Genomic DNA, 14,503 nt, shown 5'->3' on the forward strand with positions numbered 1-14,503 from the left:
GCCGCCCCCGCTACCTCCCCTCCCATGACACCCCGCGAAGCCCTCATCACCCTCAACCTCATCCCGGGCCTCGGCTCCGTCCGCATCCAGGCCCTGCTGGAACACTTCGCCGCCCCCGAACTCATCCTCGAAGCGCCCGTCGAACACCTCGGCAGAATCCCCGGCATCGGCTCTGCCACCAGCCGGGCCATCGCCTCTTGGCGGCAATGCACCAGCCTCGACAAAGAACTATCCCTCGCCGAAGCCTGCGGCACGCGCATCACCACCCTCTTTGACGACGACTACCCCTCCGCCCTACGCTCCATGTACGACCCGCCCATCGTCCTCTACTCGCGCGGACAATGGAACGAACAGGACGGCGCCGCCTCCATCGCCATCGTCGGCTCCCGCCTCGCCACCCACTACGGCCACCAGCAGGCCCGCCGCTTCGCCCGGGAACTCGCCGACACCGGAATCACCGTCATCTCGGGCCTCGCCCGGGGCATCGACAGCGCAGCCCACCTCGGAGCCCTTGAGGCACGCGGCCGCACCCTCGCCATCCTCGGCTCCGGCATCAACCGCCTCTACCCCGCCGAAAACCGCCCGCTCGCCGACCAAATCGAAAACGGATCCGGGGCCATCGTCTCCGAATTCCCCATGGACATGCAGCCGAGCAAATCCAGCTTCCCCATGCGCAACCGCATCGTCGCCGCGTGGAGCAGGGCCACACTCGTCGTTGAAGCGCCTGCCCGCAGCGGAGCCCTGCACACCGCCCACCTCGCCGGAGAAAACAACCGCACCGTCTACGCCATCCCTGGCCCCATCGACCGCCCGCAATCACAGGGCTGCCACGACCTCATCCGCGATGGAGCCATCCTCGTCACCCGCCCTCAGGACATCCTCGACGACCAGCGATGGAACCACCTCCGCCCTCAGCCGGGAGAACTCCCCCTCTTCACCCACCCGGCAAGCGAAACAACGTCACTCCCCCTCACCGACCCCCTCGACCTCCTCATCATCGACAGCGTACGCATCGGAAACGACGGCATCGACACCCTCTGCCCCGCCACCGGACTCCCTGCCCACGAACTCACCCCACGCCTCGCCCGCCTGCAAATCACCCGCCACCTCCGCGCTCTCCCCGGCGGCCGCTTCACCCTGCCCTGAAAGCAACTGCCATTCAGCTCCACACGCCGAGCAAAAACCGCAGTTCCCGCTTGACCCGGCACAGGGAACACCTTACCATGATAGACATCATGAAACAACTCCCCCTTCTCCTCTCTGCAGCCATCTTCGTTGCTTCGGCAGCCGCCCAACAGAAAACAACCGTACCGAACACGCCTACGCCCTCCGACCATCTTGCCTTCGTACGCGACTACATGCGCGCCGAAACAGGCAACACGGAAGCCATGCTGCAACTCAGCTACGACTACGAAACCGGCACCCGGCTGCTTCCCCGCGACCTGAACCGCGCCCTTTACTATGCCCTCCGGGCAAAACGCCACGGCGCCTCGATTGAAAAACGAGAACTCGACACTCTTCTGACGAAAACAATCGACGCAGCCTCTCAACAGGCATATCCCCATTGGATCCGAACCAGCCCGGATGGAATGTGGCAAATCCTCATGCAGCGCGATGAAACGGCTGCACCCGGCATCCTGTTCGTAACAATCTCCCAAAAAGTCGAACAAAGGGAACTCGAAGATGCCTACTGGCCCATCCTGTACTTCCCCCTGAACATCGGCCAACAAACCTCCGTCCCCGGCATCGAATTCCACGACGACTCCCTGACATTAAGCACCCTCAAATTCAAACTGAACATCCCTTGCAAACAACCTGCATCTTCGGAACATGAAGACGCCTACGAACTGGACCTTGCCGCCCGTGCGAACAATGGCGACACCATCTCTATGAGAACACTCGCCCGTTTGGCCGGAGAGAACCGAGACGAACAACTCAAGTGGCTGCAGAAAGCCTCACGGCTCGGAGATGCTCAGGCCATGTACGACATAGGCTGTCTGTATGATACGCAAAATGCCGATGATGCGGACATACTCAAGGCCAAACAGGCATACGCACAAGCAGCCCAAGCCGGATCCACCGCCGCAGCCGAACGCCTCAACAAACGGACACCAACCGACAATCCCGACGAAACAGCTCTATTCCCTGTCCCCTTGAACTTCCACGCGGGTTCTCCTGAAGCAACCGACGCATGCTGGCGTGAACTCGCCGGAAACGGCATCCGTGGGTTTGCCGGACTCGGCATCGTCAAATTCCGGCATGGAAATAAAACATACTATGGTATCGGAGAACTTCCGAGCGGCCCCGAACCGACCATCGAGAACTTCCTCTCCCACCTCTACGACAACCGCGAACAACTGGTCGCCGACATCGCCAAATGGAACATGGCCTTCAACATCCGACTGTATGGTGAAAACATGAACGAATGGTCAGAACTACCGAAAAACGTACAGCTCAGCCCATGGACATGGCAGGAAAAACGGCTTTTCAGCATTCCCGGTCTGGCCACAGACGACATCCAGCAAATCATCCGGGAACAATGGAACAGCGTCGCCCTACTGCATCCGGACTTCCTCGCCATCCTGCGTGATACCGCAGCACGCGACAACAAAACATTGGCCGACATCTGCAACATATACTGGACCGAAGGAAACACATACGACCTCTCCAGCGCCCGCATGCTGGCCGAACTCGAAGACTCGAACGCCATGTACACCCTCGGCAAACTCTATCTCAGTGAAGAAGCCGACGATGGCTTCCCCCTCTTCATGCCCGGCATCGCATGGTTTGAAAAAGCGGCAAAACTGAACCACCCCGGCGCATGCGCCGCACTCGGCCTCCTCCATGCCGAAGGCCTCGGCGTCAAAAAAGACATTCCCGCAGCACGCCGCTACCTGCAGCGCGCCCACGGCATCCCCGCCGCCGAACGCCTGCTGCATACCCTCCCACCCGCACCGGACAAATAACGGCCTTTCCTCCGCCATACCAATCCTTCACCTCATCACCCGGCGCCTTCAACCCTCCTTGGCTCTCCCCATTCGAACAACAATCATCATACCCCCCATGAACCTACCGCTCCATCTCCTCTGTGCAGCCGCCTGCCTTATCCCGGCCTCAGCCCGCTCCGCACCTGCACAACCTACCCTTGGATCCTGCACCGAACTCATCTCCAACCATCTGAATGCCGCCTTGGGCCGCACCGATGCCATACTTCGGTTGAGCGACAATTACAGACGAGGAATCAACCTGTTCCCGCGCAACTCACGCATGGCTCTCTACTACCATCTCCAAGCCATCCGCCACGGGCATACTCTGGACGCGGCTCTTACATCCCGGCTGATCAACTTCGCCATCTCCGACTCCTATCTGGAATCATGCCCCTCGACCGTCCGGCAAAGCCCGGATGGCAACATCCGGGTCAGCATGCAGCACAGATATCCGGACACACCCGGCATCGTCCACATCACCATCGAAACAAAAACCGACGATCCTGCACCTCATGGATCCTACTTTCCACTCTACACACTCTCCTTCCCGGCGGACCCTTCCGTGGAATTCCATGACGACTTCCTGACTCTATCCTCACCCGGCCATCGGCTCGAGTTCCCCTACAACACACCCTTAGCATTGGGCGAAGAAGAGGACACCTATCGGAACGATCTTCTCGCCCGTTCCGACAACGGCGACACCATCGCCATGACCATCCTCGCCAATCTCAGTCCGGACAAGGAAGAACAAATCGACTGGATGCAAAAAGCCGCCGACCTCGGCGACACCGAAGCCATGTTCATGCTGGGACTGCTATACGGAGAAGTCTACCCCGAAGAGCGGGATCACGACAAAGCCAGACAAGCGCTCACCCGCGCCGCTGAAGCAGGCCACCCCTACGCCGCCGAGTACCTCCGGGGACTGGAACAGCAAAACAGCCCCGAGCAAGATAGCGCTGCCCCGCCTTCCCGTCCCGCTCCGAATCCAGCACCCAACCCGCCTTCCTTCAAACAGGACAACTGGCGCAAAATCGCCGGACACAACATCAACGGCATCTCGAATCTGGGCATCGCCAAATTCATAGACAACGGCAAAACCCTCTACGCCCTCGGCCTCATCTGGGACACCTCTCTCGACACCATCGACACCGAACAAACCTTCATCTATGCCGACATCGGCGAACTGTCCGCCGACCTTGCCAAATGGCGTCTGGCCTTCCAGATACAACCTGAGGAAACCGCCGTGGCAGAACTCCCGCCCGGTGTCCGGCTCATCCCCCTCACATGGCAGGAACACCGCGCTCTCACCCTCGCCGGAACTCCTGCCGCTTATTTAAAGCAAATCTTCCTGCAGGAATGGGCGCATATCGACCCCACGAACCCCGACTTCCTCGCCATCCTCAGAAAAACAGCCGAACGGGAAGGAACCACCCTATCCAGCATCTGCAACCTGGCCCGCCCCGAAGCAAGTGCCTGCCTCAACGCAACCAAAATCCTCGCCGATACCGGAAACCCGGAAGCCATGTATCAACTGGGCCAATACTACCTGAGCGGACACGCAACCTCTATCGACCCCCTCTTCATGCCCGGCATCGCATGGTTTGAACAAGCGGCAAAACTGAACCACCCCGGCGCATGCGCCGCCCTCGGCCTCCTCCATGCCGAAGGCCTCGGCGTCAAAAAAGACATTCCCGCAGCACGCCGCTACCTGCAGCGCGCCCGCGGCATCCCCGCCGCCGAACGCCTGCTGCAAACCCTCCCTCCCGAACCGGAAAAATAACGCCGCATCACTCCGGCAGCTTCGCCATCTTCCAGTCGATCCAGCGGTTCGCCCGATCCACCTTGGCAGGCACAACCATCACCCGCATACCCGCCTGCAGAACCTTCCCGTCCCGGTTGCTCCACCGGGGCATGAAACTCTCGAACCACCACTTGCCTCCGGTAAACAGCTCGGAAGGAATCAACCCGCGCACCTGCAGCATCGGCACCTCCACCATCACGCCGAGCGGGCGGGCATCCGTCACGATCGCCTCCCACTCCTGCGGATGCCCGGCTTCACACTGGCTCTCCAGCCACTCGTAAAGCTTCAGCATATTCGCCTCCTGCTCCGCATTGGCGGAATTCCGCTCCGTCTCGGAAATATGATCCGCCGCCTGCTGCAGCGAAACCGCATCCGGCAGCCTCGGAGCCTTCCCTTCCGGATCGATCACCCGCGCCAGCGAACGGTGAACCACCAAATCCGCATACCGGCGGATCGGACTCGTAAAATGGCAATAATCCGGCTTCGCCAGCCCGAAATGCCCGAGCGGCTTCGTATCGTACCGTGCGCGCATCATACTCCGCAGCAGCGCAAGCTTCAAAATAGACTCGTCGGGATGCCCCTTCAGCTCCTGCATCAAAACAATCAAATCATCCCGCCTCCGCAAATCCCCCACCTTCAGGCCGTACTGCCTCGCCAGCGAAGCGAACTCGAACATCTTCCCCTCGTCGGGATCCTCATGCACGCGGAAAATCGTCGGAATCGACTTCGTCTTCAACGTCGCCGCCACACACTCGTTGGCCGCCAGCATGAACTCCTCAATCAACTGGTGGCTCTCGTCGGAAACCTCGCACTCCACCCCCGTCGTATGCCCGTGGGCATCCAGAAGAACCCGCACATCGGGAAACTCCAAATCCAGCGCCCCTGCCTCCATCCTCCGCTTCCTCAACAGGCGGGACAGCGTTAACGCCTCGCCCAGCATCGCATCCACCTCCGCATCGCCGCACGACGCGCCGTGCAGCAGCACCTCCGCCGCCTCCTCATAGGAAAACCGCCTGTGCGAACTGATCACCGCATCGGCAAACCGCATCTTCACCACCTTCCCCTTCTCCGAAACCTGCATCAGGCACATCTTCGTCAAATGCATCTCGCCGGGGCGCAGACTGCAAATATGGTCGCACAGCTTCGGCGGCAGCATCGGCAGCACACGGTCGGGAAGATACGTCGAATTCCCCCTCCGCCGCGCCTCCGCATCCAGTGCAGAACCCGGCTGCACATAATGCGACACATCCGCAATATGCACCGCCAGCTCCCAGCCCTTCTCCAGCTTCCGCACATGAATAGCATCGTCGAAATCCCGTGCCGTCGCCGGATCGATCGTAATCACCGGGCGGCCGCACCAATCCTCCCGCCTTGCCAGCACCTCCTGAGGAATCTCCTCGGAAAGCCTCGACACCGCCGCAATCACCTCCTCGGGAAACTCCTCCTGAAGCTCATACTTCCGAATCACCGCCGTAATATCCACCCCCTCCGCCTCCGGCCAGCCCAGCACCTCCGTCACGCGCCCCGTCGCCTCCATCTTCCCCTTCGGGTAGGAAAGAGCCTCCACCGTCGCCAACTGCCCGGCCAGCAAATTGCCGGGCACCTCCTCCACCAGCTTCACCCGCTCGGGAGACGTCTGTCCATCTCCCAGCACAAAACCGAACCTGCCGCCGGGCTGATACACACCCACCCATGTGCCGCGCTTGCGCTCCAGCACCTTATCCACCCGCACCTCCACCTGTAAATCGTCCATCGTCGGCTTCCCCTTCCGGAACCTGCGCCAACCCTTCGGCACGGAAAGCCTCACCGAAGCCAGCACTTTATCACCATCCATCGCGCCGCCGCTGCGAAACTCCGGCACGACCAGCTCCACCAAACTATCCGCATGCAACAGCGAACGCAAGCCCGGCAAAGCCGCCGGAGAAGGAATAAACAGCACCTTCCCGCTGCGAAGCTTGCGAATACGGCCTTCCACGGCTCCGCTCCCCTCCGCCTTCCGCAAAGCATACTTCGCCTTGCTCAACCGCACCACCTTCCCCGCAGCCTCCCAATCCCGGAGCAACTGCCGGAGATGCGCACGCTCACGCGACACAAGGCCGAGACTGCGAGCCAATTCCGACTGATCCTGCGGCTGATACCCGGGCTTGCCCATACAGGCAAAAAGAAGATCTTCCAGAGACTGATTCATACCCGCATCCTACCACACCCCGCAAGAGACACAACCCCTTTCAAGGGCATCCGGCAAAAAACCGGATACCGACAAACAACACAAAATGTGGCAGCGTTGCTCAAACGAACGCCGCCATACCGATCATCACCTCCATCCACTCCTCCGGGCCACCACCGACTTCCGGTCACCATCCCAACCAACGGCAACGATCACCGTCGCCGTCTCCGGGAAATGCACATTCGTCGAAACATTCCCATCCGAACCGACGCCGGACAACGTAATGCCCACCAGCTTCCCGCCCTCGTACACCTCATAGGCCACCGCATTCTTCCACACGCCGTGATCCACAATGCACCTCTCCTTCTCCAGCGTCACTCCCTGCCACAACTCCTCCGGTCCCGCCAGCGGCAGGCGATCGCGGTAGCAGGCCATATTATTGGCATTCATATACTGAATCACCGGAGAAGCGGGCTTCGGATACTTCGACGCCTCCTTCTTCACCTCCGCACACTCCTCCGCCGTCATCTTCAGGCGCCCCGTACCGTAATCCTTGAACTCCACATCGATCGGCTTCAGCATACCCACCGCCTCGAAATAATCCGACAAATCCAGCTTATTGATCCGGCATGCCTCACGCATGAAATTCAACTGATGCTGCCCGGCGGACACATCGTCCTTACCCTCCGTCCTCAGCCATGCGTGAAACTCGGGATAAAAATCCCTGTTCCCCTGCCCGGCCTCCTGGCAATACAGATACAACTGCCACAACGGAATCAGACGCACGAACACATCCCCGCCCGTCACATGCGAATGCCCCGTATCGCCCCGAGCCTGCAACTGGTACAGCTCCTTATCGATCAGCGCGCTCTTCGTAAACAAATTGTAGCGTCCGCCCTTCAGGCGTGCATGACCGTCATTGCACGGCAGAACCTCCAGCCTCAGCAAACGGGGATCCACCTCATAGCTCGCCACCATCGCCAGCAGATTATTCGTCACCTCCGTCATCCCCAGCCACTTGAACCCCGGGCGAGTCTGCAGCACATGGCCGAACTCGTGAGCAATCCCCCAGAACCCTGCTTCCAGATACTTCGGATCCAGCAGCTTCTTCATATCCGTCACCAGCGCGATCGCCTTATCATTGAACCCTGCGCCCACGCCATCCGCAAACATATAGCCGGAATCCACCACACGGCCGAACACATGATTCGGCGAACGCTCATTCTTATACCCCATCCCGATCACCTTCAACTCGGCACCGATCAGACGATCGTACAACGCCAAAAGCTCTGCGCCGCTCTCGGGGCAATGCTCACGCAACGCCTGCACGGGAAACACCAGATGCACATACTTCCCGTACAAATCCAGATACGGCGACGAAGCTCCGGCCAGCAACTTCTTCCACTCCTCATTGGAACCCTTCTCCGTAAACACCCCGTTCATCTTCCCGCCCTCAATCGTCACCTTCACCGGCGGAGCGGCCTTGAAATCGTCCGCCGTATAATCGATATACGCCAACCCGTCATGCTCAGGACGGAAAGAAACCTCGCCCGCCTCCAGCTCATACACATCCCCCTCCGGCTTATGCTTGCCGAAAGAAATCACATGCAGCTTCACCGGAGTCGAAGGCTTCCCCTGCATTGACACCGTCACCAACTCGCCCTTGGAAAAATGCAGGCCCGTCGGATGCTCGAACGGATCGAACGAACCGATCTTCAGCCTCTTGCTCATCTGCTGCAAAGGCTCCGAAGCATGCACGGTAAACTCGTGGCGAGCCACCTTCTCACCATCAACGCTACGAACGGCAATACTCGCCTGCACCGTACAAACGGGAGCAGACAACAGGCCGAACAGCAACAGAAAACTCAAACTGGAAAACGGTTTCATCATCTCATATACGCACCTCCACCGTGCAAACTTGCACCGACTTCCCGCCATGACGCAACCATACATTACTTTCCGAAACCACATCGCCAACGACCCGTTTTTCTTCTTGCCTCCAACAACGAAAACCGCTACCTTAACCACAAGGCGAAAAACCATTCAACCATCGCCGCCTTCCCCCATAACCATGAAAACACCATACCTGCTCGGCCTCCTTCTGGCCACGCCGCTCGCCGCCGCCCCTGCCGCCACTCAACCATCGGCAGCCACTGCCGCCGCAGCCGACATCGGCGCCTACCTCCGGCTGGAACAGCAAATGCTCGACCTCATCCTCACTATCAAAGACGAATCCGGAGCCAAAGCCGCAGAACCGAAACTGCAGGAACTGCTGAAACAGATCAAAGCCTCCGAAGCAGCCCTCCCACAGGAAGAACCCGACCCATTGCCCGAAACCTGGCAAAACGTCTATCGGCAAGAGGCAGACATGTACCCGGTCATCATGCACATCGGAGAAAAACTGCACGCAGACAACTTTTACGACTCGAAAATCGTCGAAAACGCATGCAGTTATCTGGCCTCCAGCACCGCCAACTCCGCCCAATGGCTCTCGGCCCAGCAGCAACAGCAATTCGACACCTATGCCGACAAACCGGACACCTCGAAAATCGATGGCATGCTCCGGCTCGGAGCCGGTGGCGGCATGATGTACTACCGCATCGGATTCTTCTCGGAAATCTTCCGTAAACATCCGGAAAAACTTGCCGCATGGCGCGCCATCGGTGAAAGCATGCCCGGCATGGACAGAATCATGGTCATGACCGCCCTCCGCATAGCCGACACCCCGCAATCGAAAAAGGAACTCGCCGAATACGCCAAAAACGACCCCCTCTTTGCCGATCCGGACGAAGACGACCTGCCCCCGCTCAAAGCACTGGAAGAACTCGAACAGGATCCGGAAGAAGCCGCCTACCTAGACATGGCATGGGGCGCCTACGATGCTTCCCGCGACCCTGAATACTTGAAAGCCTTTGTCCGATGCGCCGTCCGCAACACACCCGGCGACGAAAGCGACCGCGTCCAGCAGGCCGCACGATGGAGCGTCAAACAACGCGCTGCACAAAACCCGGCCATCCGAAAAATCGTTGACGACTACGTCAAAACCCTCACGCCGGAACAGCAAAAAACATTCCAGGAACAGGGAGACTTGGACAAAACCAAAACCTACACTCCCGCCGTCGCCTGAAAGATAAAAACGGAGCCGTCCGGCAAACAGAAAGAACAACCCGGCCAGCCCCGAAACAAACGGCCATCAAAAAACCCCGCGCTCTCACGAACGCGGGGCTGCAAATTCAATCACCGGAGGCCGATCAATCGTCGTTGCCGAGCGACAGCGCATCGTCGGACATCAGATCCATATCGTCTTCTTCGTCGGTCTGGCGCGGGATTTCGACGGAACCTTCAGCAGGGAACACTTCAATATCGCGGTACGAATTGAAGCCCGTACCGGCGGGAATCAAGTGACCGAGAATCACGTTTTCCTTGAAACCTTCGAGAGCGTCCACCTTGCCCAGCGTGGCGGCTTCCGTCAGCACGCGCGTCGTATCCTGGAAGGATGCGGCGGAGATGAAGGAATCCGTCTTGAGCGAAGCCTTGGTGATACCGAGGAGGATCGGCATGGCCTGAGCCTTCTCGCCGTTCTTCTCGATCGTCGCCTTGTTGATGCGGTCGAACGTCGTACGGTCGATCTCGTCGCCCCAGAGCAGACCCGTATCGCCCGGATCGGTGATGCGCACCTTGCGGAGCATCTGGCTCACGATGATTTCGACGTGCTTGTCGTTGATTTCCACACCCTGCACTCGGTACACCTGCTGCACCTTGTTGACGAGATGCTCCTGCAGAGCGTCGCGGCCGCAGATGGCGAGGATTTCGTCCGGAGCTTCCGGACCGTCGGAGAGCGGTTCGCCCTTCTGCACGAAGTCGTCGTCATGCACGATGATATGGCGATCCATCGGCACGAGATGCTTCACGCCGGGATCGAGTTCGTCCACCTTCGCCTTGCGCACTCCCTTGCCGCGGGCAAGGTCGAGAGCTTCGCGGGTGCGGAAGATCGTCACGACCTTCTTGCCGCGAATCATCGCGGAATCGATCATCACGTAACCGTCGATCGTCGCCAGCGTACAGGCGTCCTTCGGGCGGCGGGCTTCGAACAACTCGGCCACACGGGGAAGACCACCGGTAATGTCCTTCGTCTTCGACACCTTGCGCGGAGTCTTGGCAAGCTGCGTACCGGCGCTGATCTTCTGACCGTCCTGCACGGCGAGGTATGCCCCCGTCGGGATGGAATAGGTGCCTGTGATCTGCTTCGTCTCCGGATTGCGGACAACGATGCGGGGAGCAAGATCCTGACGGTGGTCGATCACCACCGTAGCGCCACGGCCGGAATCGCGGCCGGCTTCGACAGCCACGGTAATACCTTCGATCATGTCGTGGAACTCGACCACGCCGCCCTGCGTCGCAATGACGGGTACGGAGTACGGATCCCACGTCGCCAGCGTCTGCTTTTCCTTCACCGTATCGCCGTCCTTCACATGAAGGATCGTACCGATGATGAGCTGGTAGGATTCGAGCTCTTCCTTGTCTTCGCCGTACAGCTTGATAAGGCCATTCTTGTTGAGGACGACGTTGTTGCCGTTCTCGTCCTCGACGCACATCACACCCTTGTAGATCACGCGGCCTGCATTCTTGGCCTGGATGATCGGCTTGCGCTCGGAGGTCGTAGCCGTACCACCGACGTGGAATGTACGCATCGTCAACTGCGTGCCGGGTTCACCGATGGACTGTGCAGCGATGATGCCCACGGCTTCGCCGATCTTCACTTCCTTGCCGGAAGCGAGGTTCAGGCCGTAGCACTTGGCGCAGCAACCCTTCTTCAGGCCGCAGGTCAGCACGGAACGGATACGCACCTTCTCAATGCCTACGCGCTCGATGTGCTGGGCGATGTCTTCGGTAATGATCTCGCTCTTGTCCACGATCACATCCTGAGTGAACGGATCGATGATGCGGTCGCACGACACGCGACCGTAAATGCGGGAAGCGAGCGTAGCGATTTCTTCGTCGCCGTCGTAGATGGCTGTCACCGTAATACCCTGATCCGTTTCGCAGTCTTCGCCGCGGACGATCACGTCCTGGGCCACGTCCACGAGCTTGCGGGTCATGTAACCGGAGTCGGCCGTCTTCAAAGCGGTATCGGCAAGACCCTTGCGGGCGCCGTGAGTCGAAATGAAGTACTCGAGCACCGACAGGCCTTCACGGAAGTTCGACGTAATCGGGCGTTCGATAATTTCACCGGAGGGCTTGGCCATAAGACCGCGCATACCGGAAAGCTGCTTGATCTGGGCCTTATTGCCACGAGCGCCGGAATCCACCATCATGTAGAGCGGGCTGGCGACAGCGGAACCTTCGTTGAACTCCAGCTTCGTGTACAGGGACTGCTGAATCACGTCCGTAGCACCGGACCAGATGGAAACCACCTTTTCGTAGCGTTCGCCGTCCGTAATCAGACCGTCGTGGTACTGCTGCGTCACGCGGGACACTTCGTCGTATGCCTTGGCGATCACCTCATCCTTCTGGGCGGGAATCACCATATCCACGATACCGATCGAACAGCCGGAACGGGTAGCTTCCTTGAAGCCAAGGCCCTTCAGCGCATCGAGCGTCTGCACCGTGCGCTTCTGGCCCACGGTCTGGTAGCAGCGCCAGATGATCTCGCCGAGCAGCTTCTTGCCCACGTTGCGGTTGATGTAACCCAGCTCGTCCGGCCAGATTTCATTGAAACGCACACGGCCTGCCGTCGTCACGATCGTCTTGCGGTCCACCGTATCCTTACCGTAGGAAATCGTTTCCGGATCCTTGCCGTAATCGGGATTGCGGAGGCGGATCCATTCGTGATAACCGATCTTGCGGGAAGCGATGGCGAACTCCACTTCGGAAATCGAATCGAACAGAGGAAGCAGATGCTGATTATCCTCGTTCTCCTTCACTTCCACGGCGCGGGTATGCGTCAGGTAGTAGGAACCGAGAATAATGTCCTGTGTCGGGGTCGTAATCGGCTTGCCGGAAGCGGGCGAGAAGATATTGTTCGGAGCCAGCATCAATTGGCGGGCTTCGATCTGGGCTTCCACGGAAAGCGGCACGTGCACGGCCATCTGGTCACCGTCGAAGTCGGCGTTATAGGCCGTACACACGAGCGGATGCAGACGGATGGCGGAACCTTCGATCAGCACCGGTTCGAAAGCCTGAATCGACAGGCGGTGAAGCGTCGGAGCGCGGTTCAGAAGCACCGGGTGGCCCTTTGTCACTTCGGCGAGGATATCCCACACGATGGACTCGCGGCGGTCGATCATCTTCTTGGCGGAACGCACGGTATGTACATAGCCGAGCTCCTTCAGGCGATGAATGATGAAGGGTTCGAACAATGTAAGAGCCATCTTCTTGGGAAGGCCGCACTGGTGCATCTTCAAGTCGGGACCGATCACGATCACGGAACGGCCGGAGTAGTCCACGCGCTTGCCGAGAAGATTCTGACGGAAACGGCCGCTCTTGCCCTTCAGCATATCGGAAAGGGACTTCAGCGGGCGGTTGCCGGCACCAGTCACATGGCGGCCATGGCGGCCGTTATCGAACAAAGCGTCCACGGCTTCCTGAAGCATGCGCTTTTCGTTGCGGATAATAACATCCGGCGTCTTAAGCTTCAGAAGTTCGTGCAAACGGTTATTACGGTTGATCACGCGGCGGTACAGATCGTTCAAGTCGGACGTGGCGAAACGGCCGCCTTCCAACGGAACGAGCGGACGGAGATCCGGCGGGATTACGGGAAGAACCGTCATCACCATCCATTCTGGACGCGTCTTGGAATCGATGAAGCCTTGGGCAAGCTGAAGACGCTTGGCGATCTTGCGCTTGTTTTGCTTGGAATTCGTCTTCTCCATATCGACCTTCAGCTGCTCGACGAGAGCTTCCAGATCAATGGAGGCAAGAAGCTTCTGGATCGCTTCCGCGCCCATCCCGGCTTCGAAACCGCCGTCGTCTTCGTACTCGTCCATCAGGTCTTCGTACTCTTCTTCGGTCAGAATCTGGCCGCGTTCAAGCGGAGCTTCCTTCGGATCGATCACGATATAATCTTCGTAATAGATCACGCGTTCGAGATCGCGGGCCGTCAGGTCGAGCATCAGGCCGATGCGGCTGGGCATGCACTTGTAGAACCAGATGTGCGTCACGGGCACAGCCAGTTCGATATGGCCCATGCGCTCGCGGCGCACGCGGGCGTTGGTCACTTCCACGCCGCAGCGGTCGCAAACCTGCCCCTTGTTCTTGGCGCGCTTGTACTTGCCGCAGGAGCATTCCATATCACGGGTCGGGCCGAAAATGCGTTCGCAGAAAAGGCCGCCCTTCTCGGGCTTGAACGTGCGGTAATTGATGGTTTCGGGATTCTTCACTTCGCCGCTGGACCACTGGCGGATACCGCCGGGGAGTCCGTCGCCTTCCGTCTTCCAGCCGGGGCTGGCGACTGTGATGCAAACTTGGTCGAAGGTCTTGGGCTTTTCGACATTCAGGTCTTGGTGAGACATATGTGTGAATTAAAAAATGGTATGAGGTGCATATGCC

7 protein-coding genes are annotated in these 14,503 nt (G+C 59.1%); 4 read left to right on the top strand and 3 right to left on the bottom strand.

The window, feature by feature from the left end; genetic code table 11:
• Positions 1-24: 24 nt before the first annotated feature.
• The 3 genes from dprA to PYTT_RS02265 all read left to right on the top strand — a co-directional run bounded on the left by dprA (position 25) and on the right by PYTT_RS02265 (position 4,767).
• Positions 25-1,146, top strand: coding sequence for a DNA-processing protein DprA (dprA, locus tag PYTT_RS02255; RefSeq protein ID WP_067777453.1), 1,122 nt, complete (start codon positions 25-27; stop codon positions 1,144-1,146).
• A gap of 89 nt (positions 1,147-1,235) precedes the next feature.
• Positions 1,236-2,966 carry a tetratricopeptide repeat protein gene (locus tag PYTT_RS02260; RefSeq protein WP_172801747.1) on the top strand — a complete coding sequence of 577 codons (1,731 nt, stop codon included), beginning with the start codon at positions 1,236-1,238 and terminating at the stop codon, positions 2,964-2,966.
• A gap of 97 nt (positions 2,967-3,063) precedes the next feature.
• On the top strand, positions 3,064-4,767 hold the full coding sequence (locus tag PYTT_RS02265) for a tetratricopeptide repeat protein (RefSeq protein ID WP_067776299.1): 1,704 nt from the start codon (positions 3,064-3,066) through the stop codon (positions 4,765-4,767).
• Between the two features lie 7 nt (positions 4,768-4,774).
• Here PYTT_RS02265 and PYTT_RS02270 read toward each other — a convergent pair whose 3' ends face one another.
• Positions 4,775-6,976 (bottom strand): ribonuclease R family protein, encoded by a 2,202-nt coding sequence (locus tag PYTT_RS02270; protein ID WP_083076808.1) that lies wholly within the window; start codon positions 6,974-6,976, stop codon positions 4,775-4,777.
• Between the two features lie 126 nt (positions 6,977-7,102).
• A complete protein-coding gene (locus tag PYTT_RS02275) occupies positions 7,103-8,845 on the bottom strand; it encodes a M60 family metallopeptidase (protein WP_172801748.1) in 1,743 nt (580 codons plus the stop codon).
• Positions 8,846-9,026: 181 nt separating this feature from the next.
• Between PYTT_RS02275 and PYTT_RS02280 the strand changes: the two genes are divergently transcribed.
• The gene (locus PYTT_RS02280) at positions 9,027-10,082 is read left to right on the top strand and encodes a hypothetical protein (protein WP_067776309.1); all 1,056 of its coding nucleotides are present in this window, start codon (positions 9,027-9,029) and stop codon (positions 10,080-10,082) included.
• Positions 10,083-10,206: 124 nt separating this feature from the next.
• On the opposite strand, the gene rpoC is transcribed toward PYTT_RS02280, so the two are convergent.
• Positions 10,207-14,466, bottom strand: a complete 4,260-nt coding sequence (gene rpoC, locus PYTT_RS02285; protein WP_067776312.1) for a DNA-directed RNA polymerase subunit beta' — start codon at positions 14,464-14,466, stop codon at positions 10,207-10,209.
• Positions 14,467-14,503: the final 37 nt, after the last annotated feature.

The organism is Neoakkermansia glycaniphila (assembly GCF_900097105.1).
Taxonomy (GTDB): domain Bacteria; phylum Verrucomicrobiota; class Verrucomicrobiia; order Verrucomicrobiales; family Akkermansiaceae; genus Akkermansia; species Akkermansia glycaniphila.